Source organism: Pseudomonas marginalis (assembly GCF_900105325.1).
Lineage (GTDB): Bacteria > Pseudomonadota > Gammaproteobacteria > Pseudomonadales > Pseudomonadaceae > Aquipseudomonas > Aquipseudomonas marginalis.
Genome location: NZ_FNSU01000003.1, coordinates 4,358,930 through 4,385,150, shown reverse-complemented (window position 1 = coordinate 4,385,150; position 26,221 = coordinate 4,358,930). Strand labels below are relative to the sequence as shown.

The 26,221-nt window shown below is 62.9% G+C and carries 27 protein-coding genes; 13 read left to right on the top strand and 14 right to left on the bottom strand.

The features are described 5' to 3' along the window. Position 1: 1 nt before the first annotated feature. The 5 genes from BLW22_RS29770 to BLW22_RS29750 are packed head-to-tail and all read right to left on the bottom strand — an operon-like array spanning position 2 to position 4,754. Positions 2–622, bottom strand: coding sequence for a lysophospholipid acyltransferase family protein (locus BLW22_RS29770; protein ID WP_027608186.1), 621 nt, complete (start codon positions 620–622; stop codon positions 2–4). Positions 623–631: 9 nt separating this feature from the next. Next, positions 632–1,075 carry a hypothetical protein gene (locus tag BLW22_RS29765; RefSeq protein ID WP_065926794.1) on the bottom strand — a complete coding sequence of 148 codons (444 nt, stop codon included), beginning with the start codon at positions 1,073–1,075 and terminating at the stop codon, positions 632–634. Then, entirely contained in the window at positions 1,065–2,363 is a 1,299-nt protein-coding gene (locus tag BLW22_RS29760) for a phosphatase PAP2/dual specificity phosphatase family protein (RefSeq protein WP_074848026.1), read from the bottom strand. Before BLW22_RS29760 ends, BLW22_RS29765 begins: the two co-directional genes overlap by 11 nt. A gap of 2 nt (positions 2,364–2,365) precedes the next feature. Further along, entirely contained in the window at positions 2,366–4,120 is a 1,755-nt protein-coding gene (locus BLW22_RS29755) for a bifunctional alpha/beta hydrolase/class I SAM-dependent methyltransferase (RefSeq protein WP_065946440.1), read from the bottom strand. A 10-nt stretch (positions 4,121–4,130) separates the two neighbouring features. Further along, positions 4,131–4,754, bottom strand: a complete 624-nt coding sequence (locus tag BLW22_RS29750; RefSeq protein WP_065926791.1) for a CDP-alcohol phosphatidyltransferase family protein — start codon at positions 4,752–4,754, stop codon at positions 4,131–4,133. A gap of 317 nt (positions 4,755–5,071) precedes the next feature. On the opposite strand from BLW22_RS29750, the gene hflK (BLW22_RS29745) reads away from it, so the two are divergent. The 8 genes from hflK (BLW22_RS29745) (at position 5,072) to cfaB (ending at position 14,220) form a co-directional block, all read left to right on the top strand. Further along, positions 5,072–6,976, top strand: a complete 1,905-nt coding sequence (gene hflK, locus BLW22_RS29745) for a protease modulator HflK (RefSeq protein WP_074848024.1) — start codon at positions 5,072–5,074, stop codon at positions 6,974–6,976. A 9-nt stretch (positions 6,977–6,985) separates the two neighbouring features. After that, positions 6,986–7,975, top strand: coding sequence for a protease modulator HflC (gene hflC / locus BLW22_RS29740; protein WP_161985718.1), 990 nt, complete (start codon positions 6,986–6,988; stop codon positions 7,973–7,975). Further along, entirely contained in the window at positions 7,972–9,006 is a 1,035-nt protein-coding gene (gene hflK / locus BLW22_RS29735) for a protease modulator HflK (protein WP_065946439.1), read from the top strand. Before hflC ends, hflK (BLW22_RS29735) begins: the two co-directional genes overlap by 4 nt. Beyond that, positions 9,003–10,889, top strand: a complete 1,887-nt coding sequence (locus BLW22_RS29730) for a cation-translocating P-type ATPase (protein WP_065926787.1) — start codon at positions 9,003–9,005, stop codon at positions 10,887–10,889. The genes hflK (BLW22_RS29735) and BLW22_RS29730 overlap by 4 nt, the downstream gene beginning before the upstream one ends. Positions 10,890–11,005: 116 nt before the next feature. After that, positions 11,006–11,257, top strand: a complete 252-nt coding sequence (bufA2, locus tag BLW22_RS29725) for a BufA2 family periplasmic bufferin-type metallophore (RefSeq protein WP_027608195.1) — start codon at positions 11,006–11,008, stop codon at positions 11,255–11,257. A gap of 66 nt (positions 11,258–11,323) precedes the next feature. Continuing rightward, entirely contained in the window at positions 11,324–12,169 is an 846-nt protein-coding gene (bufB, locus tag BLW22_RS29720; RefSeq protein ID WP_065926786.1) for an MNIO family bufferin maturase, read from the top strand. After that, entirely contained in the window at positions 12,160–12,948 is a 789-nt protein-coding gene (locus BLW22_RS29715; RefSeq protein ID WP_065926785.1) for an HvfC/BufC N-terminal domain-containing protein, read from the top strand. The genes bufB and BLW22_RS29715 overlap by 10 nt, the downstream gene beginning before the upstream one ends. An 87-nt stretch (positions 12,949–13,035) precedes the next feature. Beyond that, positions 13,036–14,220, top strand: coding sequence for a C17 cyclopropane fatty acid synthase CfaB (gene cfaB, locus BLW22_RS29710; protein WP_065926784.1), 1,185 nt, complete (start codon positions 13,036–13,038; stop codon positions 14,218–14,220). A 77-nt stretch (positions 14,221–14,297) separates the two neighbouring features. On the opposite strand, the gene cls is transcribed toward cfaB, so the two are convergent. Then, a complete protein-coding gene (gene cls / locus BLW22_RS29705) occupies positions 14,298–15,737 on the bottom strand; it encodes a cardiolipin synthase (protein ID WP_065926783.1) in 1,440 nt (479 codons plus the stop codon). Positions 15,738–15,867: 130 nt separating this feature from the next. Between cls and BLW22_RS29700 the strand changes: the two genes are divergently transcribed. Beyond that, positions 15,868–16,389 (top strand): DUF3617 domain-containing protein, encoded by a 522-nt coding sequence (locus BLW22_RS29700; RefSeq protein ID WP_027608200.1) that lies wholly within the window; start codon positions 15,868–15,870, stop codon positions 16,387–16,389. Positions 16,390–16,486: 97 nt separating this feature from the next. On the opposite strand, the gene BLW22_RS29695 is transcribed toward BLW22_RS29700, so the two are convergent. The 7 genes from BLW22_RS29695 to folE2 are packed head-to-tail and all read right to left on the bottom strand — an operon-like array spanning position 16,487 to position 22,106. Continuing rightward, the gene (locus tag BLW22_RS29695) at positions 16,487–17,824 is read right to left on the bottom strand and encodes a dihydroorotase (protein ID WP_074848022.1); all 1,338 of its coding nucleotides are present in this window, start codon (positions 17,822–17,824) and stop codon (positions 16,487–16,489) included. Between the two features lie 3 nt (positions 17,825–17,827). After that, on the bottom strand, positions 17,828–18,388 hold the full coding sequence (locus BLW22_RS29690; RefSeq protein ID WP_074848021.1) for a gamma carbonic anhydrase family protein: 561 nt from the start codon (positions 18,386–18,388) through the stop codon (positions 17,828–17,830). Beyond that, positions 18,385–18,798 carry a phosphoribosyl-AMP cyclohydrolase gene (hisI, locus tag BLW22_RS29685; RefSeq protein ID WP_083381390.1) on the bottom strand — a complete coding sequence of 138 codons (414 nt, stop codon included), beginning with the start codon at positions 18,796–18,798 and terminating at the stop codon, positions 18,385–18,387. Before hisI ends, BLW22_RS29690 begins: the two co-directional genes overlap by 4 nt. Beyond that, positions 18,795–19,673, bottom strand: coding sequence for a metal ABC transporter substrate-binding protein (locus tag BLW22_RS29680; RefSeq protein ID WP_065926781.1), 879 nt, complete (start codon positions 19,671–19,673; stop codon positions 18,795–18,797). The genes hisI and BLW22_RS29680 overlap by 4 nt, the downstream gene beginning before the upstream one ends. Before the next feature lie 11 nt (positions 19,674–19,684). Beyond that, the gene (locus BLW22_RS29675; protein ID WP_065926780.1) at positions 19,685–20,551 is read right to left on the bottom strand and encodes a metal ABC transporter permease; all 867 of its coding nucleotides are present in this window, start codon (positions 20,549–20,551) and stop codon (positions 19,685–19,687) included. Further along, positions 20,551–21,219 (bottom strand): metal ABC transporter ATP-binding protein, encoded by a 669-nt coding sequence (locus tag BLW22_RS29670; RefSeq protein WP_065926779.1) that lies wholly within the window; start codon positions 21,217–21,219, stop codon positions 20,551–20,553. The genes BLW22_RS29675 and BLW22_RS29670 overlap by 1 nt, the downstream gene beginning before the upstream one ends. Next, positions 21,216–22,106 carry a GTP cyclohydrolase FolE2 gene (folE2, locus tag BLW22_RS29665; RefSeq protein WP_074848019.1) on the bottom strand — a complete coding sequence of 297 codons (891 nt, stop codon included), beginning with the start codon at positions 22,104–22,106 and terminating at the stop codon, positions 21,216–21,218. The genes BLW22_RS29670 and folE2 overlap by 4 nt, the downstream gene beginning before the upstream one ends. Before the next feature lie 128 nt (positions 22,107–22,234). Here folE2 and BLW22_RS29660 point away from each other — a divergent pair, with 128 nt between their 5' ends. After that, positions 22,235–23,446 (top strand): N-acetylmuramoyl-L-alanine amidase, encoded by a 1,212-nt coding sequence (locus BLW22_RS29660; protein WP_027608208.1) that lies wholly within the window; start codon positions 22,235–22,237, stop codon positions 23,444–23,446. On the opposite strand, the gene BLW22_RS29655 is transcribed toward BLW22_RS29660, so the two are convergent. Then, on the bottom strand, positions 23,443–23,811 hold the full coding sequence (locus BLW22_RS29655) for a glutamine synthetase (protein ID WP_065926777.1): 369 nt from the start codon (positions 23,809–23,811) through the stop codon (positions 23,443–23,445). The genes BLW22_RS29660 and BLW22_RS29655 overlap by 4 nt on opposite strands. A 126-nt stretch (positions 23,812–23,937) precedes the next feature. Here BLW22_RS29655 and dksA point away from each other — a divergent pair, with 126 nt between their 5' ends. The 3 genes from dksA to BLW22_RS29640 are packed head-to-tail and all read left to right on the top strand — an operon-like array spanning position 23,938 to position 26,219. Beyond that, positions 23,938–24,342: an RNA polymerase-binding protein DksA gene (gene dksA / locus BLW22_RS29650; protein WP_065926776.1), complete on the top strand. Its 405-nt coding sequence runs from the start codon at positions 23,938–23,940 to the stop codon at positions 24,340–24,342. 27 nt (positions 24,343–24,369) lie between these two features. After that, a complete protein-coding gene (gene zigA / locus BLW22_RS29645) occupies positions 24,370–25,575 on the top strand; it encodes a zinc metallochaperone GTPase ZigA (protein ID WP_065926775.1) in 1,206 nt (401 codons plus the stop codon). Continuing rightward, positions 25,575–26,219 carry a DUF1826 domain-containing protein gene (locus BLW22_RS29640; protein ID WP_065946436.1) on the top strand — a complete coding sequence of 215 codons (645 nt, stop codon included), beginning with the start codon at positions 25,575–25,577 and terminating at the stop codon, positions 26,217–26,219. The genes zigA and BLW22_RS29640 overlap by 1 nt, the downstream gene beginning before the upstream one ends. The last annotated feature ends 2 nt before the right edge of the window (positions 26,220–26,221 follow it).

The window sequence follows — 26,221 nt, the reverse complement described above, 5'->3', positions numbered from 1 at the left end:
CTCAGGAATGCTCCGGGGCGAGGGCGAGCAGGGCGTCGCGGGTTCGGGCAAGGAACGCGGCTTTGTCTTCGCCTTCTTCCAATTGCAAGGGGGCGCCGAAGCTGGTGGTGCACAGCAAAGGCAACGGCAGCACGCGGCCCTTGGGCATGACCCGGTTGAGGTTGGCGATCCACACCGGGATCAATTCGGCCTGTGGGTAACTTTTGGCCAGATGGTAGATGCCGCTTTTGAACGGCAGCAAGCCGTCCTCCAGGTTGCGCGTGCCCTCGGGAAAGATGATCAGCGAGTCGCCGCCCTCCAGCGCGGCGAGCATGGGCTGCAGGGGGTTATCCACAGGGTCCTTGCGCTCGCGGTCGATCAGCACGCCATTGAACACGCGGTTGATGATGTAGCGTCGCAGGGCGCTTTTATTCCAGTAATCGCTGCCGGCCACCGGGCGCGTGAATTTGCGCAGGTTCTGCGGCAGCGAGGCCCACAGCAGTACGAAGTCGCCGTGGCTGCTGTGGTTGGCGAAATAGATACGTTGCACCGGCACTGGCGCGCAACCCAGCCACAGGCTGCGGGCGCCGGTGACGGTGCGGGCCATGGAGGTAATCAGCGTGGCGACCACGGGTTCGAACATGGGGATTCCTTATGCGGCGAAAGGCAGCCAGGGGCTGGCGAGGATCACGGCGAGGGTCAGCAGCGCTTGCGCGCCCAGCAGCCAGGCTTGTTTGCGCAGCAATTTGAGGGCGCCGCGACGGCGCTCGTCCCAGGGCCGGTCGGCCCGCTTGGGCGATTGCAGGCCAAGGGTTTGCAGGGCTTGATCGAGGTCCGCCGTGCGCTCTATGTCGCGGGCCAGCAGGGCGAACAGGTCGGCATCAAAGGCCACCCGCAGCGCCCAGTACTTTTGCAGCAGCCCCAGGATAATCATCCACAGGCTGAGCAGCAGGCAGATGCTTGAAACACTCGCCATCAGCAACTGGGCCAGGCCGAATAACACCCCGGCCACGGTCAGGCCTGTGGATAACTGATCCAGTGAACGGCCACGGCGCAGCAGGCTGGCGACCACCTGGAGTTCCATATCAGCGGGCATGGGGCAAACCCTCCAACGCTTGACGATGAGCGGGATGCAGGACCACATGGGCCCGCGCTGTACGAATAATAGCCAGCGCTTGGTCCACCGTGGCAGCGCGCCCACTGTGCAGCAGCCAGGCGGCGATGGCGGTGGCGCTGCGTGAGTAGCCAAGGGCGCAGCACACCAGCACCGGGCCGCTTGCACGCAGGCGCTCGATGGCCTCGGCGGCTTGCTGGCAGTCGGCGGGTGTCGGGGCGATCAGGTCCAGCACCGGGATGCTTTGATACGCGCGGCCCTGTGGATTAATTGGCAATTCGGCACAGAGGTCGACGATGGCGCTGAATGAATTCTGCTCTTTCGCACTGGGAATCCGACCAAGCCACACGTTATCCACAATCAGGTCCGGCTGTGGATGTTTGCGTGTCCACAGGCGCGAATTTATCCACGCACCGGCCAGGTAGGGGGCATACAGCCAGCGCGCCGCGGGTGTGAGCCGGCCATCGCTGCGTTTCTGAAAGCCCGACGCGCCGAGCACCAGGTAATTCGCCTTGATCAAGCCCAGGGACACCGCCGGCCAGAGCAGCCATAACCAGCCGCCGCCCAGGGAAAACGCCAGAATCGCCAGTGCCAAGGCTCCCAGGCCGTAGCGCAGGCCCACGCGCCAGCGCTTCGAATCCCGGGTCAGCCGTGCATTCAGCAAGGGGCTGGGGTGTTCCACCGGCCACAGCCACACGCATATCCAGCCGGCGAGGGCGCCTGTGGGTAAGTCGATAAAGTGATGTTGATAAGTGGTCAGCACCGAAATACCGATCAAGGCGAACCAGCCATGCACCAGCCAGCGCCATAACCCTTGGGTGTGGCGCTGATACATGACCCACAGGATCACCAGCAGCGCGATATGCAGCGAGGGCGCCTGGTTGAACGGTTTGTCGAAACCCGCCAGCACGGCAAACAGCCAGCCGAACACGCCATCCAGTTCCGGCCGCTCGAAGGTGAAGCGCAGCGGCCAGATCAGGAAGCAACTCACGGCGATGACCTGCGCGCTCAGCAGGCGCAGCGCGTGTTGTTTCAGCTCATGGCGGCTGTTGGGCAGCAGCAGGGAGAAACCGTAAAGCAGGTCGATGGACCAATAGGGCACGATGGTCCATGCCCAGAACGGCATATGGGTTTCCCAGCCGAACACCAGGGTGCCGACATCGCTGCGCTGGCTGGTGACCCAGGTGGCGAAGCCGTAGGTGCTGAAAAACAGCGGTGCCAACAGCAGCAGCCACAGCACCGCTGGTTTCAATAGACCGGGTTCGCGCATGGTCAGATCTTCTGGGCCAGGGACACGGTAAAGATGCCCCACTCATCCACACGTTGGGTGATCTTGCGAAAGCCCGCGGCTTCTACCAGTTGGTCCATTTCCGCCTGGCTGCGACGGCGCATCACCCAGGCCTGGCCCTGGCGATGGCTGGTCAGTGCGCGGGCGATCAGTTCCAGTTGCGGGTGCCATGGCTGGCCGGTGTAGACCAGGTAACCGCCGGGCTCCACGGCTTCGGCCAGGCCGGCCAACGAACCGCCGACCATGGCGTTATCGGCAAACAATTCATACAGCCCGGACACCACCGCCAGCGTCGGCTTGGGTTGCAGTGCCGCCAAATCCAAGCGGTCAAACGCATCGCCTTTGACGAACTGCGCGACGTCTCCCAGGCCCTTCTCACGAATCAGCGCGCCACCGTCGCGCACGTTGATGTCGCTGTAGTCGCGCAGCAGGATCGATTCCGGCAGCGGCGACACGCCCTGCAAGGCTTCAAGAATGTAGCGCCCGTGGCCGGCGGCGATGTCGACGATGCGCACTTCGCGCTGTTCATCCCTCAGCTTGGCCATGGCCAGGCGCAGCAGTTCCTCGACGTTCAGCTTGCGCTGGCGAATACCGCGCCAGCCGATGGAGTTGAGGTAGTTGGTGTCGATCATGCGGCCCAGCCTGCCTTTGCCGGTGGGCGTGTTGCGGTACACGTAGTCCAGGGTGCTGCCGGAGTCGAAGCCGGTGTCGAAGCCCAGCTTGACGCCGTCCGACAGGTTCTTGCCCAGGCCCATGCTGGCGCGGGTCAGGCGCCAGTACAGGTCGCGCAGGGAATTGCGCGGCAAGGGCGCAGCGAGGGATTCGGATTCGGCGCAGGTGGCGCCCAGTTTGTCGGCGTCCAGCAGGGACGCACGGTCCAGCGGGTGTGCGAAGTTCTGCAGGATAAAGCGCCTGGCGCTGCTCACGGCCACCGCGCGGTCACGCTCGCCGAGGGTGTCGTGGAAAAAACCGGGGAGGATATGCAGTTCTTTTTTCAGGCTGCCAAGGCGGTCGAAAAATTGCTGCTGGGGTTTGCGGTGCACCACAAAATCGGCGCCCGAGACCAGCAGTTGGGTCGGCACCTGGATCGCCTGGGCATCGGCGACAACCCGGTCGGCGGCTTCGTACAGGCCCAGCAGCACGTTCACCGAGATGGCCTTGGTGATCAACGGGTCGCTGTCGTAGGACGCCACGCGCTCCGGATCATGGCTGAGGAACTTGGCCTTGACGTAGCTGTTGACGAAGAAGTTGCCGCGAAACCTGCGCATGAGCGCCAGGCCCGGCCGGGCAAAGGGCACGTACAGCTTGACCTTGAACGCCGGGGACGCCAGCACCAGGGCGCGGATTTTCGGCGCGTAGTCATGCACCCAGGTGGCTGCGATCACCGCGCCGACACTTTGGGCAATCACGGCACAGTCTTCTTCCTCGATGCCATAGGTGGCGCCGATATGGTCGCGGAAGGTCTGCACATCACGGGCGCTGGTGGCGAAGCTCGGGCTGTCGCCGCGTTCGCCGGGCGATTGGCCGTGACCGCGGGAGTCCCAGGCGAAGAAGTCGAACTGCGGCAAGTCCAGTTCATCCACCAGGTGCGCGATACGCCCCGAGTGCTCATGGCCGCGATGGAACAGCAGGATCGCCTTGCGCGGCTCGCCGTCCGCCGGCGCGCTGGCCGGCCAATGACGGTAGAAAAGCTCGACGCCGTCATGGGTACTGAAGGTGTGCTCTTGCTGTTCGCGCATTGCAAAATCCTTATGCAGAAGGGGAGATAGGTTGTTCTTCTTTCAAGCCCTGGCGCACCCGGTTGACCAGGGTGTAGGCGAGCAGGGCGGCGACCAGCCACATCACCGTGTCGATCCAACCGGCGCCGAGCCAGCCCAGCGCCACACCAGTGGCCAGCACGCCGAGGACAAACGCGCGGTCACTCTTGCCCATCGGCCCGTCATAGCGCCGTGACGCGCCGACCATTGGCCCCAGCACCCCGGCGTATTCGCTGAACACCGCCAGCAGCGCTACCAGCAGCACCGGCACCAGGCTCACGCCGGGGATCAGCGCGAAGGGCAGGATCAGCGCACTGTCGGCAATCACGTCGCACAATTCATTGAGGTAGGCACCCAGGCGCGACTGCTGGCCGAACTCCCGGGCGAGCATGCCGTCGATGGCGTTGAGGGCCATGCGCAGGATCATCCACAGCGGGATCAGCGCAAACAGCCACAGGTGTTGGGCGAAGCTGGCGATCAACAGGCCGACCAGCAGGGAAATAACCCCGGCCAGCACGGTGATCTGGTTGGCCGTGGTGCCATTGTCATAGAGGCGCTGCACGAGTGGGCGCAGCAGGTTCTGAAACCGCGGTTTGAGCTGATAGATCGAAATCATGGGGGTGACGCTTCCTTGTCCGAGAGCCCGCGAAAAACTGTCTGGAGTGTGCCGATTATTCATGGCCTATACCAGTGATGGCGCGTGTTTATGGGGGTTTAGTCACGATCTGGAAAGCACTGAGGGACAAATGTGGGAGGGGGCTTGCCCCGATGGCGGTCTACCTGTTGATGCATATGCCGGCTGACCCACCGCTATCGGGAACAAGCCCCCTTCCACAGGAGATTTTTGCCATGTTCAAAAACCCTGTTTAACGAACAAAAATTTCACGCCACGTGTTATATCGTAACGAATTGTGTACAAGCGGGCGTGAGTGGATGCAAGTGGATCTAGAGGCGGACGGCGCTTCGGTTGAAGGCCTGCCGCGTTTTCAGCAAGGGCTGTTCCATGCCCGCCGATTGCGGCAAGCCGGTATCAGCCTGACAGTACTGGCCGTAGTCGGTTGGGTGCTGGCGTTGTTTGTCGCGCTGTTTGCACCGTTGTCGATCTGGCCGGTGGTGTTGATCAACTGCGCATCGGCCCTGCTGGTGCTGGTGGCAGGGCTGCAGTCGGCGTGGTGGGTGGCCGATTGGCGGGCCCAGGCGCTGGAAGGGCCGGCAATCGAATTACCCGTTGAAGAAACGGGTCGTTACGCACGCCTTGTGGGGCGCTTTGGCCGGCAGATCGGCGCCCCGGTCTTGTGGCTGGGCGGCTGGTCGCTGCTGGCGCTGGTCAGCATCATCGAATTCTGGAACCTGGGCCTGCCCTCGGCGCCTGTCGGCCAAGCGGCCAGCGTGGGGGCTGCGTTGGCCTTGGCCCTGGCGTTTGGCTTGTTGGTGTTCGAACGGCGCCTGGCTCAGGAAACCACGGCCCAGTGGCCGGAAGCCGCGCAACTGGCGCAGTTGAGTCGGGTGGCGATTATCTGCCTGGTGGTCAGTGCCATTTGCCTGCTGTTTGCCGGGGCCGAGTCGGTCTGGCCGTTGCGCCTGGCGGTGCTGGTGGGGCTGTTGCCGGCGCTGGTGGCGGTGGAGTTTCTATTAAGAGGCCTGCTGTCGCTGTTCAGCCCGCGCCAGCCGCGCCTTGAACCACGCCTGATGGCGCAGAGTTTCATCGCCGGGTTGCTGCGCTGGCCGCCACAACCGCTGCTGGCGTTGCAGCACGAATTACACAACCGTTTCGGCATCGATCTGCGCCAGATCTGGGCGTTTACCTACATGCGCCGCGCGTTTTTGCCGGTGTTGCTGGTGGTGCTGGCGGTCGGCTGGGCGCTGACCGGTGTGCATGAAGTGCCCCTGCAAGGCCGTGGGATTTATGAGCGCTTTGGCAAACCCGTCAAGGTGTTCGGCCCTGGCCTGCATGCCGGGTTGCCGTGGCCTTTGGGCCGTGTGTTAAGCATCGAGAACGGCGTGGTGCATGAGTTGGCCACCAGCGTCAGCGAGGCCGCCGCACCGGAGTTGGCGCCTGCCGAAGGCCCGGCACCGCTGGTTGCCAATCGGCTGTGGGATGCCAGCCATGTGAATGACAAATCCCAGGTGATCGCCAGCAGCAGCGGCGACAAGCAGAGCTTCCAGATCGTCAATATGGATGTGCGCTTCGTTTACCGCATCGGCCTCACCGACCAGGCCGCACTCGCCGCCACCTATAACAGCGCGGATGTGCCGACCCTGATCCGCAGCACCGCCAGCCGCATCCTGGTACACGATTTTGCCTCGCGTACCCTCGACGAATTGCTCGGCGAACAACGCACGCGCCTGGCCGACGAAATCGGCCGCGCCGTGCAGGCGGATTTGCAGACACTCGACAGCGGTGTGGAAATCCTCGCCACTGTCGTGGAAGCCATCCACCCACCGGCCGGCGCCGCCAATGCCTACCACGGCGTGCAAGCCGCGCAGATCGGCGCCCAGGCCCTGATCTCCCGCGAGCGCGGCGCCGCCAGCGAACACACCAACCAGGCCTTGCTGCAAGCCAGCACCGCCCGCGACCAGGCCTTGGCCACCGCCCGCGAAGTGAATGCCGGTGCCCAAGCGGCCGACCTGCGCTTTACCGCCGAACAAAAGGCCTACGCCGCGGCCGGTCGGGCCTTTGTGCTGGAACAGTACCTGGGCCAACTCAGCCTGGGTCTGGCCCACGCCAAGCTGCTTATTCTGGATCACCGCCTGGGCGCCGATGGCGCGCCGACGATTGATCTGCGTTCTTTTACTTTGCCGGCCGACCCTTCGCTGCCGCGTAAAGCCGTTCAATAAGGAGTCTGTCTGTTGAGCGCTCATTCTCACGATCATGGTCACCACCACGGCCACCATCACCATCATCACGGTGATGAACAGGCGGCGGGTCCTTTCCCTTGGCGGCGTATGGCCTGGGCGGTGTTGCTGGTGCTGTTCGCGGTGGCGGCGGCGAGCCTGGTGCAGGTGCGCTCCGGCGAGGCCACGGTGATTACCCGCTTCGGCAACCCGTCGCGGGTGTTGCTGGAACCGGGCCTGGGCTGGCGTTGGCCGGCGCCGTTCGAGGCGGCGATCCCGGTGGACTTGCGCCTGCGCACCACCTCCAGCGGCTTGCAGGATGTGGGCACGCGCGACGGCCTGCGGATTATCGTGCAGGCCTATGTGGCGTGGCAGGTGCAGGGCGATGCCGACAATGTGCAGCGCTTTATGCGCGCCGTGCAGAACCAGCCGGATGAGGCCGCGCGGCAGATCCGCACCTTCGTCGGCTCGGCGCTGGAAACCACGGCGGCCAGCTTTGACCTTTCGAGCTTGATCAACACTGAGGCCAGCCAGGTGCGCATTGCCGATTTCGAGGCGCAGCTGCGCCAGCAGATTGATCAACAATTGCTCACCACCTATGGCGTGCGCGTGGCGCAGGTGGGGATCGAGCGCCTGACGTTGCCGTCGGTCACACTCACCGCCACCGTCGACCGCATGCGTGCCGAGCGCGAAACCATCGCCACCGAACGCACGGCCGTGGGCAAGCGCGAGGCCGCGCAGATTCGCTCTGCGGCTGAGCGTGACGCGCGCATCGTGCAGGCCGATGCCACGGTGAAAGCCGCCGACATCGAAGCCCAGTCACGGGTCGAAGCCGCGCAGATTTATGGGCGTGCCTACGCCGGCAATCCGCAGCTGTATAACTTGCTGCGTTCCCTGGATACCTTGGGCACGGTCGTGACCCCCGGCACCAAAATCATCCTGCGCACCGACGCCGCGCCCTTTCGCGCGTTGGTGGACGGGCCCAAGGACGTTCAGCCATGACCGAGCGTGACAGCCCGGACAGCCCCTGGATCCAGGCCGGGCGCCTGACGTTCCTGGCGTTGTACGCGGTGACGGTGTTGGCCGCATTGGCATGGGCGTTTTCCAATGTGCGGCAGATCGACCCGCAGAACCGTGCGGTGGTGCTGCACTTCGGCGCCCTCGACCGCATCCAGAATGCCGGGCTGCTGCTGGCCTGGCCGCAGCCGTTCGAGCAGGTGGTGTTATTGCCGGCGGCCGACCGGGTGATCGAGCGTCGGGTGGAGAACCTGTTACGTTCCGATGCGGCGGTGCAGGCTGATCGTGTGGCCAGTTTCGCCACGCCCTTGAGCGATGCCCTGGCCGGCTCCGGCTACCTGCTGACCGGCGATGCCGGAGTGGTGCAGCTGGATGTGCGGGTGTTCTACAAGGTCACCGAACCCTACGCCTTTGTGTTGCAGGGCGCGCATGTGCTGCCCGCCCTGGATCGCCTGGTGACCCGCAGCGCCGTGGTCCTGACGGCGGCGCGCGATCTGGACACGATCCTGGTGGCGCGCCCCGAATTGATCGGTACCGACAACGGCGCCGCCGAGCGTCGCGAGCGGCTGCGGGGTGACTTGGTGCAAGGCGTCAACAAGCGCCTGGCCGAGTTGGCCGCCACCGGTCTGGGGCTGGGCATCGAGGTGACGCGGGTCGATGTGCAATCGAGCCTGCCGGGCCCGGCGGTGAACGCATTCAACGCCGTACTCACCGCCAGTCAACAAGCCGACAAAGCCGTGGCAAACGCCCGGACCGAAGCGGAAAAACTCACCCAGACCGCCAACCAGCAGGCCGACCGCCTGGTGCAGGTCGCCCACGCCCAGGCCAGTGAACGCCTGGCCAATGCCCAGGCGCAAACGGCCACGGTCGCCAGCCTGGCCCAGGTCAAAGACCCGGGCTTGCTGTTGCGCCTGTACCGCGAGCGTATGCCGAAGATTCTCGGCCAGGCCGGTTCGGTGACCACGGTCGATCCTAAAGACGACTCCCGCTTGATCATCCAGGGAGCCGAACAATGAGCGCACCCATGCTGACCTCCGCCGAGCAGCGCAGCGCTGCCCGGCAATTGACCCTGGCCATGCTCGCCCTTGGCTTGCTGATGCTGGGGCTGGTATGGCGCTGGCTGGCGCCGGACCAGACGGGCGTCAGCCAGTTGCTGCTCGGTGTGGCCTCGTTGCTGGTGGCGGTGCCGGTGATGCGCTCGGCCTGGTACAGCCTGCGTTTTCCCAGCCTGCATGGCATTACCGACCAACTGATCGCCCTGGCGATGCTCGGCGCCTGGGCCACCGGCGATCTGCTGACCGCCGCGCTGCTGCCGATCATCATGATCTTCGGCCACGTATTGGAAGAGCGCAGCGTGATCGGCTCCCAGGAGGCGATTCATGCCCTGGGTAAACTGACCCGCAGCCATGCGCGGCGGGTGCAGGTCGACGGCAGCATCATCGAAGTGGATAACGGAACGCTGAGCACCGGCGATATCGTCGAGGTGCGTGCCGGTGATCGGGTGCCCGCCGATGGCGTGGTGCTGTCGGGCCAGGCGAGCCTGGACACGGCGCCGATCACCGGCGAGTCGGTACCGTTGGAAGCCAGTGTGGGTGTGCAGGTGTTTGGCGGGGCGATCAACCTCGATGGCCTGTTGCGCCTGCAAGTGACGCGCACCGGCAACGAGTCGACCCTGGGCAAAGTCATCGCGCTGATGCAGAACGCCGAACGTTCCAAGCCGCCGATCACGCGGCTGCTGGAGCGTTACGCGGGCAGCTATATGGTGTTGGTGTTGCTGCTGGCGGCAGTGACCTGGTTTGTGACCAATGACGCCCAGGCGATGCTCGCGGTGCTGGTGGCGGCGTGCCCATGCGCCCTGGTGCTGTCGGCACCGGCGACGGCGATTGCCGGGATCGCCGTGGCGGCCCGGCATGGGATCCTGATTCGCAGCTCGGCGTTCCTCGAGGAGTTGGCGGACCTGACCTCGCTGGTGGTGGACAAGACCGGCACCCTGACTTTTGGCACCCTGCGTTTGCAGTCCATCGAGACCTCGTCGACCGACCGCCAGGCGCTGCTCAACCTTGCGGCCAGCCTCGGTTCGGCCAGTAGCCACCCGGTCAGCCGTGCGTTGGCGGGGTTGGCGACTCAGGCGCAAATGCTGGCGCTCACGGATATTCGCGAGCGCCAGGGCTTGGGCGTTGTGGCACAGACCGAGCAGGGCGAAGCGGCGTTGGGCCGTCCCGAGTTGTTCGAGCAATTGGGTATTGTCACGACGACGGTGCCGAACCATGACGGCCCGATTGCCGGGCTGGCCCTGAACGGGCAGTTTCTGGCCTGGCTGCTGCTGGCCGACAGCGTCAAGCCGGAGGCGCGCCAGGCCCTGCAAGAGTTGCGGGATTTGGGCCTGGGTCGTCAACTGCTGCTCACTGGCGACCGTCAAAGCGTGGCCGACAGCCTGGCGCTGGACGTGGGCATCAGCGATGTCGAAGCCCAGGCGTTGCCGGAAGACAAGCTCAACCGCGTGCTTGGGGAAATCGGCAGCGGCTTCCGGCCCATGGTGGTCGGTGATGGGATCAACGATTCCCTGGCGCTCAAGGCTGGCGTGGTTGGGGTGGCCATGGGCGCGGGTGGGGCGGACATTGCGCTGGCCTCGGCGGATGTGGTGTTGATCGGCAGCGACCTACGGCGCCTGGGCACCTGTGTGCGCTTGAGTCGCCAGTGCCGGCGTACGTTGCAGGTCAACGTGGTCATCGGCCTGGGCTGGACCTTGGCCATCGTGGTGTTTGCCGCCTTTGGCTGGTTGGGTGCTGCGGGGGCGATGATTGCGGCGGTGTTGCATAACCTCAGCACCTTGCTGGTACTGGGCAATGCCGGGCGTTTGCTGCGGTTTCAGGAGCCGCTGTCGAAGCTTGAGGATTAATTTCAGAAATATTTGCATACGGCTGTAACGCCGATAAGGGGCCTCACTCTAGTGCTGTGTCGAGACTGGGCAATCCGTTCAGACCGACGCCACTACCGATCACGAGGAATACGAGAATGAAGATTAAATCCGCTGCTGCTGGTGCTGCCCTGGCGATGGCCGCCGCCACCATGTTTGCTGGTGTTGCGACCCAGGTACAAGCCGCCGATGCGCAAGTGCATTGCTACGGCGTGACGTCCTGCAAAGGCATGAACGACTGCAAAACCGCTGAAAACGCCTGCAAAGGCCAGGCGGTGTGCAAGGGCCACGGCTTCAAGGCCATGACCAAGGCCGCCTGTGACGCAGCGGGCGGCAAAGTCGGCGAATAACCGGCAAACGAGTGCAACCGCAGTGGCAGTCCCCACCGCTGCGGACACTTTGCCCAGGAGCGAGTCATGTCCGCGTCCCTTCCAAGTCTGGGTTACGGCCTGGGTTTACGCAGTGAGTACTACCAGCAGATCCTTGAACAAGCGCCGGCCGTGGATTGGTTCGAAGTGATCTCCGAGAACTATCTGGTGCAGGGCGGTAAAGCCTTGTACTACCTGGATGCGATAGCCGAGCGTTACCCGTTGGTGATGCACGGTGTGTCCCTGTCCATCGGCGGCCCCCACCCCGTCGACATGGACTACCTGAAACACCTCAAGCAGCTCGCGGAGCGCATCCAGCCCGCGTGGATTTCCGATCATTTGTGCTGGAGCCGTGGCAGCGCGCACCAGTTGCATGACCTGCTGCCCCTGCCTTACACCGAAGAAAGCCTCTACTACGTAGCTGCTCGCGTTCGCCAAGTGCAGGATGTGTTGCAGCGCCCGCTGGTGCTGGAAAACGTATCCAGTTATGTGCGTGCCAAGGCGGATGAATTCACCGAATGGGAATTCCTCAATGCCCTGGCCCACCTGTCGGGCTGCCAGTTGCTGCTCGACGTTAACAATGTGTATGTCAGTGCGCGCAACCATGGCTTCGATGCCTGGACCTTTATCCGCAACCTGCCGCCCGACAGCATCCGCCAGCTGCATCTGGCCGGGCATATGGATTACGGCGACTACGTGGTCGATACCCACGACCATCCGGTGTGCGACCCGGTGTGGGCGTTGTATCAACAGACCCTGGAGCATTTGGGGCCGGTCTCGACGCTGTTGGAGCGCGATGACCATTTCCCGCCGTTCGAAGCGCTGCTCACCGAGCTGGAAAAGGCCCGGAAGCTGGGCGCCGCAGCCTTGGCCCGGAGGTCGTTATGCGCCTGACCGACTGGCAGTTGGCCTTTGAACAGCACTTGTCAGCGCAGACGCCTGATGCCAACAGTGGCTTTGCCGCCACGTTATTGGGCGGACCGACGCTGGATGTAGACACTGGCCTGGCGATCTATCACAACGCTTATCTGGCACGGCTGCAGGAGGTGTTGCGGCACGACTTCAGCGCCATCCGGTATTGGCTGGGGGATGATGAGTTTGCGCTGCTGACGCAAGCCTATGTGCGTCGTTATCCGTCGGCCCACTACAGCCTGCGCTGGTTGGGCGAGCGGTTTCCGGCGTTTATCCACGAGCACCTGGTGGCCGAGCAAAGTGCGCCGCTGGTTGAACTGGCCCAGTTGGAGTGGGCCTTCACCCTGGCGTTCGATGCGCCGCAGGGTGAGCCGCTGACCCAGGATGATATGGCGGTGCTGCCGCCCGAGGATTGGCCCGGTTTGCAGGTCTCCCTGACACCATCCGTACAGCAGCGGCTTTGCCACTTCAACACCGTGGCCATCTGGCGTGCCAGCAAGGATGGCGCGGATTTCCCCGACAGCCACACCTTGGACTTCGCACAGATCTGCCTGGTATGGCGCGATCAGAATGTGTGCCGTTATCGAAGCCTGGGGCCGGCCGAGGCGTTTGCGCTGGCGGGGATGGTGACGACCGGTTGGCGCTTCGCAGAACTGTGTGCGCAACTGGCAGTCACTTATGGAGAGGGTGCACCACTGCAAGCGGTGACATGGCTGAAACAGTGGATCCAGGACGGTTTGCTCCAGCGCCGGGCCCCATAGAAGAACGCTATCAAATCGATAGCCTCCTACTTTTTCTCGGGATGGTCTACCCTCATTCCAGACGTCTGAAACAAGGGGGGACTACTCATGCTCGCGCAACTTCCACCGGCCTTACAGAATCTTCAGCTGCCGCTGCGTCTTCGACTCTGGGATGGCCATGAATTCAACTTGGGCCCCGAGCCCAGTGTGACCATCGTGGTGAAGGACCCCACGGTCGTGCCCCAACTGACCCATCCCACACTCGACTCGTTGGGTGAAGCCTTCGTCGAGGGCAAACTGGAGCTGGAAGGTTCCATCAGCGAAGTGATCCGGGTCTGTGATGAGTTGAGTCATGCCTTGGTCGAGGACGACGGCGCGAGTCTGCCGGTGCGCTCGATCCACGACAAGGCCACCGACGCCGCGGCTATTTCCTACCATTACGACCTGTCCAACGAGTTCTACCAGCTATGGCTGGACCAGGACATGGCGTACTCCTGCGGTTATTTCGAAACCGGCAGCGAATCCATCGACCAGGCCCAGCAAGACAAATTCCGCCACCTGTGTCGCAAGTTGCGCTTGCAGCCAGGCGAGTACCTGCTCGACGTAGGCTGTGGCTGGGGCGGCCTGGCACGTTTCGCAGCGCGTGAGTTCGGGGTGAAAGTGTTTGGTATCACCCTGAGCAAGGAACAGCTGGCATTGGCCAAGGAGCGGGTGAAAGCCGAGGGCCTGGAAGACCAGATCGACCTGCAACTGCTCGACTACCGCGATCTGCCCCAGGATGGTCGTTTCGATAAAGTGGTGAGCGTAGGCATGTTCGAACACGTCGGCCACGCCAACCTGGCGCAATACTGCAAGACCCTGTTTGGTGCCGTGCGCGAAGGCGGCCTGGTGATGAACCACGGCATTACCGCCAAGCACACCGACGGCCGGCCTGTTGGCCGTGGCGCCGGGGAGTTTATCGAGCGTTATGTGTTCCCCAACGGCGAACTACCCCATTTGGCGATGATGACCGCCGAGATCAGCGAAGTCGGGCTGGAAGTGGTCGACGTCGAAAGCCTGCGCCTGCATTACGCGCGCACCCTGGACCATTGGAGCGAGCGCCTGGAAGACAACCTGGAAGCGGCGGCGAAGCTGGTGCCGGAGCAGGCGTTACGCATCTGGCGGCTGTACCTGGCCGGGTGTGCCTATGCGTTTGCGCGGGGCTGGATCAACCTGCACCAGATCCTCGCGGTGAAGCCTCACGCGGATGGCAGCCATGAACTGCCGTGGACGCGGGAAGACATCTATCGCTGAGCTGATGTTCCAGAAAGGTGGAGATCCAAATGTGGGAGGGGGCTTGCTCCCTCCCACATTTTTTACCGCATTGGCCGTTAGAGAATCGGTGAGATCAAGCGCGCCACCCGCATGCCCAGTTGTTGCAGGCGGCGGGTCTCGCGGCTTTCTTCCTGGCTCACTTCATGGGCCTGGGCGAAGTCGTCCAGCAGCATCTGTTCCACCTGCTTGGCGAAGGCTTCGTCGACCGTCAGCAACATCACTTCGAAATTCAGCCGGAATGAACGGTTGTCCATGTTCGCACTGCCGATGGCGCTGATCTCGTTGTCCACCAGCACCACCTTCTGATGCAAAAAACCCGGCGTATAGCGGAACACCCGGACACCGGCGCGCACCGCTTCGATCGCATACAGGCTGGACGCGGCGTACACGATGCGGTGGTCGGGCCGCGATGGCAGCAACAGGCGCACGTCCACGCCCCGCAGGACCGCCAGGCGCAGGGCGGCGAACACCGCTTCGTCGGGGATGAAATATGGGCTGGTGATCCACACCCGCTCGGTGGCCGCATGGATGGCCTCGACGAAAAACAGCGAACAGGTTTCATACGGATCGGCCGGGCCGCTGGCGAGCAATTGGCAGAGCACGCCGTCTTCGGGGTAGGCGTCCGGCAGGATCAGCGGCGGCAGCTCGCGCGCGGCCCAGAACCAGTCCTCGGCAAACGACTCCTGCAAACACGCCACCACCGGGCCGGTGACTTGCACATGGGTATCGCGCCATGGTGCCAATGGCGGTTTTTTGCCCAGGTATTCATCGCCCACATTGTGCCCACCGACAAACCCGGTGACACCGTCCACCACCACGATCTTGCGGTGGTTGCGGAAGTTGACCTGGAAACGATTGAGCCAACCGCTGCGGGTGGCGAATGCCTTGACCTGCACCCCGGCGTCGCGCAGCGATTGCACGTACTGATGGGGCAGGGCGTGGCTGCCGATGCGGTCGTACAGCACGTAGATGCCCACGCCTTGGGCGGCCTTTTCCTTCAACAGCGCCTGTAACTGACGGCCGAGTTCATCGTCATGAATGATGAAGAACTGAAACAGCACGGCGGTTTTGGCACTGCGAATGGCGTCGAAGATTGCACTGAACGTGGCCTCGCCGTTGATCAGCAAGCGCACTTCATTGTTTGCCAGGCACGGCATGCGCCCCAGCTTGGGCATGGCGCGTAACGAGGCGTAGGCGCTGGAGTTGCGCGCAGCGAGAGCCTCCTCGACCCAGGGGCGCCAGTTCAGCTCGGTGATCGCGGTGTGCATTTCCTGGTTGGCCTGGCGACGGGCCTGGATATACGCGTCGAAGGTGCTGCGGCCAAAGATCAGGTAGGGGATCAGGGTGAGATAGGGCATGAACATCAGTGACAGGGCCCAGGCGATCGAGCCTTGGGCGGTCCTGACGGTCAGCACCGCGTGGATCGCGGCGAGAGTCCCGAGAAAGTGCAGCGTGGCGATGAAGTAGGCGAGCAGGTGCGGGCCAAAGAAATCCATGGACGACGGTACTCCAGGCAATCCAATGCCTAACAGACCATGAACGGCTGCGAATGTCGCTATTTTATTTGGCGTGCAACACTGGCACTTTTGCGGCGTCTAACGCCCACAATTGCCCAGGAGTTACCCGATGAATGCTCGTCTGCTTGGTTTGGCCATGGTTGTTGGTTTGTCGTTGCCGCTGGCAGCGCAGGCGCAGATGCTGGCGCCGGGCTTGTGGGAATTGACCACCAGCAACATGAAAGTCGATAACCAGGACCTGCCGGACCTGTCGCTGATCCTCGGTCAGCTCAAGCAGCAGATGACCCCCGAACAGCGCGCCATGCTGGAAAAACAAGGCATCACCATGGCCGGCAAAGGCGTGCAGGTGTGCCTCACCCCGGCACAAGTCGCCTCTGATTCGATCCCCCTGACCGACCCCCAATCGGGCTGCAAGCAGGAAGTGACCGACAAGACCGGCAACCAGTGGAAATTCCGCTTCAGTTGCCCCAAAGCCCAGGGCACCGGCGTCGCTACCTTCCAGAGCCAGAAAGAATTCACCACCACCGTCAACGGCACCTTCAATGCCACCGGCGTTCAGCAGAAGGGCAGCCTGGATACCCACGCCCAATGGCTGGGCACCGATTGCGGCACGGTCAAGCCTCGCGCTTAACCTGTAGGAGCGAGCTTGCTCGCGAAAAACCGGAGAGCGCCACCGGGTGTCAGGTCCCCTGCGTTATCGTTAACGCTCTTCGCGAGCAAGCTCGCGCCTACCTTAGGAAATGCAGCGGTAAACCCTGGCAGCTGTCGACCACCTGGCCGTTGTGCCAGGCCAGGTGGCCGGAGACCAGGGTGGTACTCACGCTGTGGCGAAAGCTGCGTTCGGCGAACGGTGTCCAGCCGCAGCGGGCAAGAATCGGCTCATCCCTGACCGGCTTTCCCTCGGGCTCCGGTTTGATCAGCACCAGGTCGGCCCAATACCCTTCGCGCAGGTAACCCCGGTCGGGGATGGCAAACAGGTCGGCGACACGGTGGCTGGTCTTGGCCACCAGGGTGGCCAGGGGCAGCAGCCCATCGGCGACCAATTCCAACAACGCCGGCAGCGCGTGTTGCACCAGGGGCAGACCCGCGGGCGCTTCACGATACCCCAACTGTTTTTGCGCCCAGGTATGCGGCGCATGGTCAGTGCCAATCACATCCAGACGATCACTCAGCAAGGCCAGGCGCAGGGCGTCGCGGTCGGCGCGGGTCTTGATCGCCGGGTTACATTTGATCTGGTGGCCGAGGCGGTGATAGTCACGGTCATCGAACAGCAGGTGATGCACGCAGACCTCAGCAGTAATGCGTTTTTGTGCGAGGGGTTTGTCTTCGAACAATGCCAACTCGCGGGCGCTGGTCAGGTGCAGTACATGCAGGCGCGTGCCGTGACGCTTGGCCAGTTCCACCGCGAAGGAGGATGAGCGATAGCAGGCTTCGGCATCGCGGATCAGCGGGTGGGCGACGGCGGGGATCCTGTCACCGAAGCGCTCACGCATGCGCTGCTCGTTGGCTTGGATGCTCGGCGTGTGTTCGCAGTGGGCCAGCAGAAGGGTCGGCACTTCGGCAAACAGCCGTTCCAGGACCCGTGGGTCGTCCACCAGCATATTGCCGGTGGAGGCGCCCATGAATACTTTGACCCCGGCCACTTCGCGCGGGTCAAGGGCGGCGACGGTGTCGAGGTTGTCGTTGCTGACCCCGAAGTGAAAGCCGTAGTTGGCCACCGAGTGCAGGGCCGCGCGGCGCTTTTTATCGGCCAGGGCTTCCAGGTTCAGCGTGGCCGGGTTGGTGTTGGGCATGTCCATGACGCTGGTGATGCCGCCGGCTACCGCTGCGCGGGACTCGCTGTAGAAGCTGCCCTTGTCCGGCGCGCCGGGGTCGCGAAAGTGCACCTGGTCGTCAATCATGCCCGGCAGCAGCCACTGCCCGTGGGCGTCGATGGACACGGGCGCGGCGTTCCCGCCGATGCTGCTGGCGATCTTTTCGATACGGCCATGGGCGACCAGCACGTCGGCGTCGAATTCCTCGCCTTCGTTCACCAGGCGGGCGTTGCGGATCAGCAGGCGGCTCATGGCTCAGAACTCGTTTTGCAGGGCTTTGTAACCGCGCACCAGGTCGACGTTGGTACGTGCCACGTCTTCGGAAAACTCCGAGGCACTGACACTCACCGGCGGGAATTGCGACAGGTCGGTATTCGGCCCGATGCGGGTGGTGGAGGGCACGTAGAAGGCGGCGGGCAAATCACGGCCGTCGACCACCGAGTTATGGCGCACCACGCAGCCATTGCCGACGGCGCAGTTGAACAGCACGCTGTTGAAACCGATAAACACCCGGTCGCCGACGGTGCAGGGGCCGTGGACGATGGAGCGGTGGGCGATGGATGTAAATTCGCCTATCGTCACCGCCGCGCCGGACTTGGAGTGGATGACCACGCCGTCCTGGATGTTGGAATTCGCGCCGATGGTGATCGGGTCCATGGCGCCGCCGGCGTCGACTTCGTCGGCGCGGATCACGGCGTAGGGGCCGACAAACACGTTCTCGCCGATGATGACCTTGCCGCAGATGATCGCGGTCTTGTCGACGTAGGCCGATTCGGCAATCACCGGCAGATCACCGGAAGGGTTCTTGCGGATCATGCAAATGGCTCCGTAATGATGTGAACGTAGGCGCCCTCGAGGGCGTTGTAGAAACAGGTGTGGCGGCCGGTGTGACAGGCCGGGCCTTGCTGGTCGACGATCAGCAGTACCGCGTCGCCGTCACAATCCAGGCGCGCTTCCACCAACTGTTGCCTGTGGCCGGAGCTTTCGCCTTTGCGCCACAGCTGTCGGCGCGAGCGCGACCAATAGCAGACCTGCCCGGTAGCCAGTGTTTCGTTGAGGGCCTGGCGATTCATCCAGGCCAGCATCAGCACTTCGCCGCTGCCATGTTGCTGGGCGATGGCGGCGATCAGGCCATCGCTGTTCCACGGCAGGGCGTCGAGCACGGCGGCGAGTGGAAAGCGGCTGCCGACGGCAGCCCCTTCCAGTTCGAGCATGCTCAGGGTCACGGCCTGCTCAACGCTGCGCACAGGGTGTTGAGGTTGTACTCGAACAGCCCGGTGAAGGTGCTCGCCGGGCCTTCGGCAGCCAGGGCGTCGGAGTACAGCGTGCCGCCAATCTGCGCGCCGCTTTCATCGGCGATCTGCTTGAGCAGGCGCGAGTCCTTGATGTTTTCCATGAACACCGCCTTGACCTTGTCCTTGCGGATCTGGGTGATCAGCGCGGCAACTTCGGCGGCCGAAGGTTCACGTTCGGTGGACAGGCCTTGTGGCGCCAGGAACTGGATGCCATAGGCCTGGCCCAGGTAACCGAAGGCGTCATGGGAGGTGACGATGCGACGGTTACCCGGTGGCAGCGCGCCGAACTTGGTCTTGGCTTCGGCCAGCAGGCGGTAGATTTCTTTCAGGTAGGCCTGGCTGTTGCGCAGGTAGTCGGCCTTGTTGGCCGGGTCGGCGGCCACCAGTGCCTTGGTGATGTTGTTCACATAGATTTCGGCGTTGGCCAGGTTGTGCCAGGCGTGCGGGTCGGGGATGGTTTCGCCGTCTTCCTCCATGGTGTGGGAGATCACACCTTTGCTGGCGGTGACCACCGTGGCCTTGGTTTCGGTGCTGGTGACCAGGCGGTCCAGCCACGGCTCGAAGCCCAGGCCGTTCTTGATGATCAGCTTGGCCTTGAGCAGCGCCTTGGCATCGTCCGGGGAGGGTTCGTAGGTATGGGCATCGGCGTCGGGGCCGACCATGTTGCTGATCTGGATGTGATCGCCACCGATCTGGTGGGTGATGTCATCGAGAATACTGAAGCTGGTAACCACCTGGAGTTTGTCGGCGGCCTGGGCCATCGACAACGGCAGCAGCAAACTGAACAGCACGAGTAGAGCGCGCATCGGGAAACACCTCATTGGGATGTAAGCAAAGGCGGGCGGCGCAGCAAGCCGTGCACCGGACCGAAGACCACGGACAGCAGGTACCCACCGCCAGCCACCAGCACAATCGCCGGGCCGCTGGGCAGCGAGAAGTAGAACGACAGCAACAAACCCAACCACACCGACAGGCATCCCAGCACCGCCGATACCGCGATCAACACCGGCAGGCGCCGACTCCAGAAGCGTGAAGCGATGGCCGGCAACATCATCAAACCCACCACCATCAAGGCGCCGATGGCCTGGAAGCCAATCACCAGGTTCAGGACCACCAGGGTCAGGAACAAGCCGTGGGCCAGGGGGCCAAGGCGGCTGACGGTTTGCAGGAACAGCGGGTCGAGGGTGTCCAGCAGCAGCGGTTTGTAGATCAGCGCCATGGCGATCAGGCTGAACCCGGAGACCCAGAGCATGCCGGTCAGGGTGGTTTCGTCGACGGCCAGGGCAGAGCCGAACAGCAGGTGCAGCAAATCCAGGCGCTTGCCGGCAAGGCCCAGGATCAACACGCCGGCGGCGAGGGAGATGGGGTAGATGGCCGCCAGGCTGGCGTCTTCGCGCAGGCCGGTGCGGCGGGTGATCCACGCCGACAGGCCGGCCATGCCCAGGCCAGCGCCCAGGCCGCCGATGGTCAACGCGGGCAGGCTCAAGCCCGCGAACCAGAAGCCCAGTGCGGCGCCGGGCAATATGCCGTGGGCGACGGCGTCACCGATCAGGCTCATACGGCGCAGGATCAGAAATACGCCGAGCGGGGCGGTGCTGCAGGCGAGCACCAGACCGCCGATCAGGGCGCGACGCATGAAGACGAAGTCGAGGAAGGGCATCCACAGGTGGGCGGTGAAGTGCATCAGGCCACCTGCATGTGCGGCTGCGGGCGGATCAACTCTTTGCTGGGGCCGAATACACAGCCACTGCTTTTGATTTGCACCACTTGTTGGGTGTGTTGGCGTACGGAGGCCAAGTCATGGCACACCACCACCAACGTTCGGCCTTCGGCGTGCCAGGCGTGGATATGGCTCCAGCACAGGGCCTGGCCTTCTTCGTCCAGAGCGGCATGGGGCTCGTCAAGCAGTAACACTGGCGACTCGGCAAGGCTCATGCGAGCGAGCAATGCGCGTTGTAGTTGGCCGCCTGACAACGCCATCAATGGGCGCTGTTCCAGGCCACTGAGGCACCATTCTTCCAGCACCTTCTGCAGGCGCTGGCTGCGTTGTTGCGGGGTGAGCCGCGTGCCCCAGAAACCGGCGGCGACCAGTTCTTGCAGGCTGATGGGGAACTGACGATCAAGGTGCTGTTGCTGGGGCAGGAACGACAGGCCACCTCGGCGTGGAACATCCACGGTCACTTTGCCCGCCAACGGTTTTTGCAGGCCGGCGATGACTTTGAGCAGGCTGCTTTTGCCGCAGCCGTTGGGGCCGATCACGCCGGTGAGGCTGCCTTTTTCCAGGGTGAAATCCACGGCGGGTGTCAGCGGTTGGCCAGGGGCGCCCCAGCGCAAAGCAGTGCAGGTGATCATGCAGGGTTTCTCGTCCAGCGGCTTTCAGCCACGGCATCGTGCGCGTGCAGGCTTTCGGCGTGGATCACTTTGAGGTGGAAGGCTTTGACCGCATCCGAGCGTTTCAAGGCGAGGTTAAGGCGGCGGGCGGCGTCTTCGCAGAACATCAGGTTCTGCCCGTTGGCCAAGGCAAAGGCTTGTTCGTCCGCGCGTTTTACGGCGGTTTGTACGGCGGTGCCGAGGGCGGCTTCGGCAGCGTTGATCAGCTCCGTCAGCGCCAGATGCTCCCCTTGCAGGTGCACGTGCAACTGCGCGCTGCTGCGCTGGCTGTGGGGCGTGGCGACGATACCGTTAGCGCTGCCGAGCCAGGTCAGCACGTCTTCATGCTGCAACGGCGTGTTGCCGAAGTCTTGGAGAAATTGCTGCTGAATCAACTGCCTGGCGAGGGCAGCGGAACAGGGGCAGGTTGAAGAATAGGTAACGTCAATTTTTAGTTCCACGTGGAACATCTGGTTTTCCAGGCGCGCTTCGATGCTCACCGGGTAGCCCTTCCAGCCGGCCAATGGGCTGACCAGCGCCGGGCGTTTCAGCAGTAAATTCGTGTGCAGACGCAGGTAGGCGTTCTTAGATAAATCTTCATGACTGTCGAGAAACCGCTGCAGTACATTGCGCAGAAGTGCAGGCGTAACGGGCAGCTGTTCGAGCATCTCCAGTGTCAGGTACAGGCGTGACATATGAATGCCACGAGCGGTGCCATCGTCCAGGCTGACGCCGGCATCGGCGCTGGCGCTCAGGCGTTGGCCGTCAATGAGGATCGGCAGGGCGATGCCGCACATGCCCACCCAGTCGAGTGGTAAGGCTTGGCGTGAAGCCTGCGCGGCAATATCCGGCAGAGTCAGCGCATTCATAAGCAGGTCCATCGTTGGAAATAATTCGACATGTTATAGTATAACAATAGAGTCGACGATGAATTTTCTGCCCCGGCCTTTTTTCACTCATGTGGAGTACGGACACTCCTCCATTTGCGGTATTTGTCATGCACAGACGTCAGCTCCTCAACCTGCTCCTGGCCAGCCCTTTGTTTGCTTTGCCGTTCGCCGCCCACGCGACCCAGATCCGCAATGCACGCCTATGGCGTTCGGACGACAAGCTGCGCCTGGTGTTCGACCTTAGCGGCCCAGTGCAATACAAGACCTTCTCCCTGACTGCTCCGGAACGCCTGATCATCGACCTGAGCGGCGCGGGTCTCAGTGGTGACTTTTCTCAACTTGAGCTGAAGAACAGCGGGATCACCTCGATTCGCTCGGGGCATTTCGGCAAGGCGGATACGCGCATCGTGCTCGACCTGGCCGCGCCGATGCAGCTCAACAGCTTTGTATTGCCGCCTCAGGACGGGCAGGGCCATCGCCTGGTGCTGGACCTGACCAGCGCCACCCGTGCACCGCGTCAAATCGCGGCTGAGGCGGTGCCCTTGGTGGCCGCGGTGAACAAGGCGCACCCCAAGCGCGACATTATCGTGGTGGTCGACCCCGGCCACGGCGGCAAAGACCCCGGCGCTGTCGGGTCCAAGGGCCAGCGCGAAAAAGACGTGGTGTTGTCTATCGCCCAACTGCTGGCCAAGCGTTTGAAGCGCGAAAAGGGTTTTGACGTGAAACTGGTGCGTAACGACGACTTCTTTGTGCCGCTGCGCAAGCGCGTGGACATCGCCCGTCAGCACAAGGCCGATATGTTCATCTCGGTGCATGCCGATGCCGCGCCACGGCTCACTGCCTCGGGCGCCTCGGTGTATGCGCTGTCGGAGGGCGGCGCGACCTCGGCCACGGCGCGCTTTATGGCCCAGCGTGAAAACGGCGCGGATTTGCTGGGCGCCACCACGTTGCTCAATCTCAAGGATAAGGACCCGATGCTGGCCGGGGTGATTCTTGATATGTCGATGAACGCCACCATCGCCTCCAGCCTGCAACTGGGCAGCTCGGTGCTGGGGAGCCTGCAAAGCATCACCAGCCTGCATCAGAAGCGTGTGGAACAGGCGGGGTTCGCGGTGCTCAAGTCACCGGATGTGCCGTCGATCCTGGTGGAGACCGGGTTTATCTCCAATGCCCAGGACGCCCAGCGCCTGGTGACGGCGCGCCATCAACAGGCGGTTGCGGATGGCTTGTTCGAAGGCCTGAAAAATTACTTCCAGAAGAACCCGCCGATGAACAGCTACATGGCCTGGGTTCAGGAACAGAAGAATGCCCAGGCCTAACAGCCGGTAATTCGGCTGCACGTGAATTTGGCAGTGGCGCCCCCGGAGCTGGAAAACCGGTTGATCGTGGTCCAGCCCACGCGCCGCGTGTAGCCAACCCATGCTTCTCCATCCGACGCCAAACCGGTAAAGAACGTCAGTTGCCCGTAGCGGCTGTTGGTTTGTGCCCAATAACGTTTCCCGATCACCTCGAAACCACGCAAATACGTGGTGGTGCCCACCGTCGCCACGCTGTAGGCATTGCCCAGGGGGTCCACACAGGCCAACAGGTTGGCGCTGCGCGTGCACTTGGCCAGCAAGCTTGGCGCTTCGGCACAGGCAGGCCCCGCGACTGCCAGTAACAGGGCGCACACCAGGTATTTCATAGGGTGTCTCGGGACTGGGAAGTGTTCAAGCATTGCGCCCTTCGTCGTAACGAGCAAGGGGGATTGGCTTATCTGCATTGTTATACTATAACATAAAAACACAGCCTGGCCCGTGAACCGATCCCCATGACCGAACAAGACCTGCTGGCCCAACCGCCCGCCGACTACATGAATGAAGCCCAGCAGGGCTTTTTCCGCGAACTGTTGCTGACTCAGCGCCATGAACTGCAAGCGCGCATCGAGGGCGAATTCCTGGTGCTGCGCGAGCAGGAGCCCAACAGCGACCCGGCCGATGTGGGCAGCGCCGAAGAACAGCGCCAGTGGCAACTGCGCCTGCTGGAGCGGGAAAAGAAGCTCCTCGACAAAATCGACGACGCCCTCGAACTGCTGGCCCGCGGCGAATACGGCTGGTGCCGCGAAACGGGCGAGCCCATCGGCCTGCAACGCCTGCTGCTGCGCCCCACCGCCACCCTGTGTATCGAAGCCAAAGAACGTGAAGAGCTGCGCGAACGCCATAAACGGGCGATTTGACCGGCCAACCCTGATGAGGATTACCTGATGCCCAATCGTCTCCCCGTTACCGTGTTGTCCGGCTTTCTCGGCGCCGGTAAAAGCACGCTGCTCAACTACGTCCTGCGCAACCGCGAAAACCTGCGCGTGGCGGTGATCGTCAACGACATGAGCGAAATCAACATCGACGGCAGCGAGGTGCAGCGTGACGTCACCCTCAACCGTTCCGAAGAAAAACTGGTGGAGATGAGCAACGGCTGTATCTGCTGCACCTTGCGTGAAGACTTGCTCGAAGAAGTCGGAAAACTCGCCAAGGAAGGTCGCTTCGATTACCTGCTGATCGAATCCACCGGGATCTCCGAGCCGTTGCCGGTGGCTGAAACCTTCACCTTCCGTGATGAAAACGAGCAAAGCCTGGCCGATATCGCGCGCCTGGACACCATGGTCACCGTGGTCGACGGCATGAACTTCCTGCTCGACTACCAGGCTGCCGAAAGCCTCGCCTCACGGGGCGAAACCCTGGGAGAGGAGGACGAACGCTCGATCACCGACCTGTTGATCGAGCAGATCGAATTCGCCGACGTGATCCTGATCAGCAAGATCGACCTGATCAGCAGCCATGAGCGCGAGGAACTGATGGCGATCCTTGAACGTCTCAACGCCCAGGCGGAAATCATCCCGATGGTCATGGGCGAAGTGCCGCTGCACAAGATCCTCAACACCGGCCGCTTCGACTTCGAACGCGCCGCGCAGGCGCCGGGCTGGTTGCAGGAGTTGCGGGGTGAACACGTGCCGGAAACCGAAGAGTACGGCATCGCTTCCACGGCCTATCGCGCACGTCGCCCCTTCCACCCGCAACGCTTCTTCGACTTTATCGACCGGCCTTGGGTCAACGGCAAATTGCTGCGTTCCAAGGGCTTTTTCTGGCTGGCCAGCAAGCATCAGGATGCGGGCAGTTGGTCCCAGGCCGGTGGCTTGATGCGCCATGGGTTTGCCGGACGCTGGTGGCGCTTTGTGCCGAAAAGCCAATGGCCCCAGGACGAAGAAAGCGTCGCCGCCATCATGGGCAACTGGCAGCTCAGTACTGGCGACTGCCGTCAGGAACTGGTGTTTATCGGACAAAACATCGACTTCGCGCGGATGCGTGCCGAGTTGGACGCGTGCTTGCTCACCGATGAAGAACTGGCCCTGGGTGTCGAAGGTTGGCGCCTGCTGGCTGATCCGTTTGGTCCCTGGTATGAAGAGGCCGCCTGATGCTGGAACCGCTTATCCCTTTGCGCCAGGTGGTTCGCCAGACCCGTGGTGAAACCCCGCTGGCGCTGTCCGATATTCTCGAAGACGGCGTGAACCTGGCGCTGTGGCAGCGCCAATTGCCGTTGCATATCGCCGAGTTCGGCGCCTTGCTGGTTGCGCTCAATGAGCCGTTGGCCGAGTCCTTGGTGATCGAACTCAACAACGAAGACGCCGAGCCGAACCTGTGCGGTCTGGCGTCCAGCTGCCGCGATCTTGAAGGCTACGAAGGTTTTATCGCCGATGTGTCGTGGCTGGTCAGCGCCTTTGCGTGCCTGCTCGGCGCCAAGCGCATCGGTGTGCGCCTGCGGCTGCTGGATAAAGCCATGTGCCCGCGTTTCCACGTTGACCATGTGCCGGTACGGCTGATCACCACCTATGCCGGCATCGGTAGCCAGTGGTTGCGCGAAGGGGTGATGGACCGACGCAAGCTCAGCCAACCGGACGCCGAACCGCGCCAGCGCATCGAACAGATCCAGTGCGGTGAAGTGGCCCTGCTCAAAGGCACCAAATGGCACGGCAACGAAAACCACGGCCTCATCCATCGCTCCCCGGCGTTGAAAGCGAATGAGCGCCGATTGATTCTGACGCTGGATTGGCTCGCGTAACC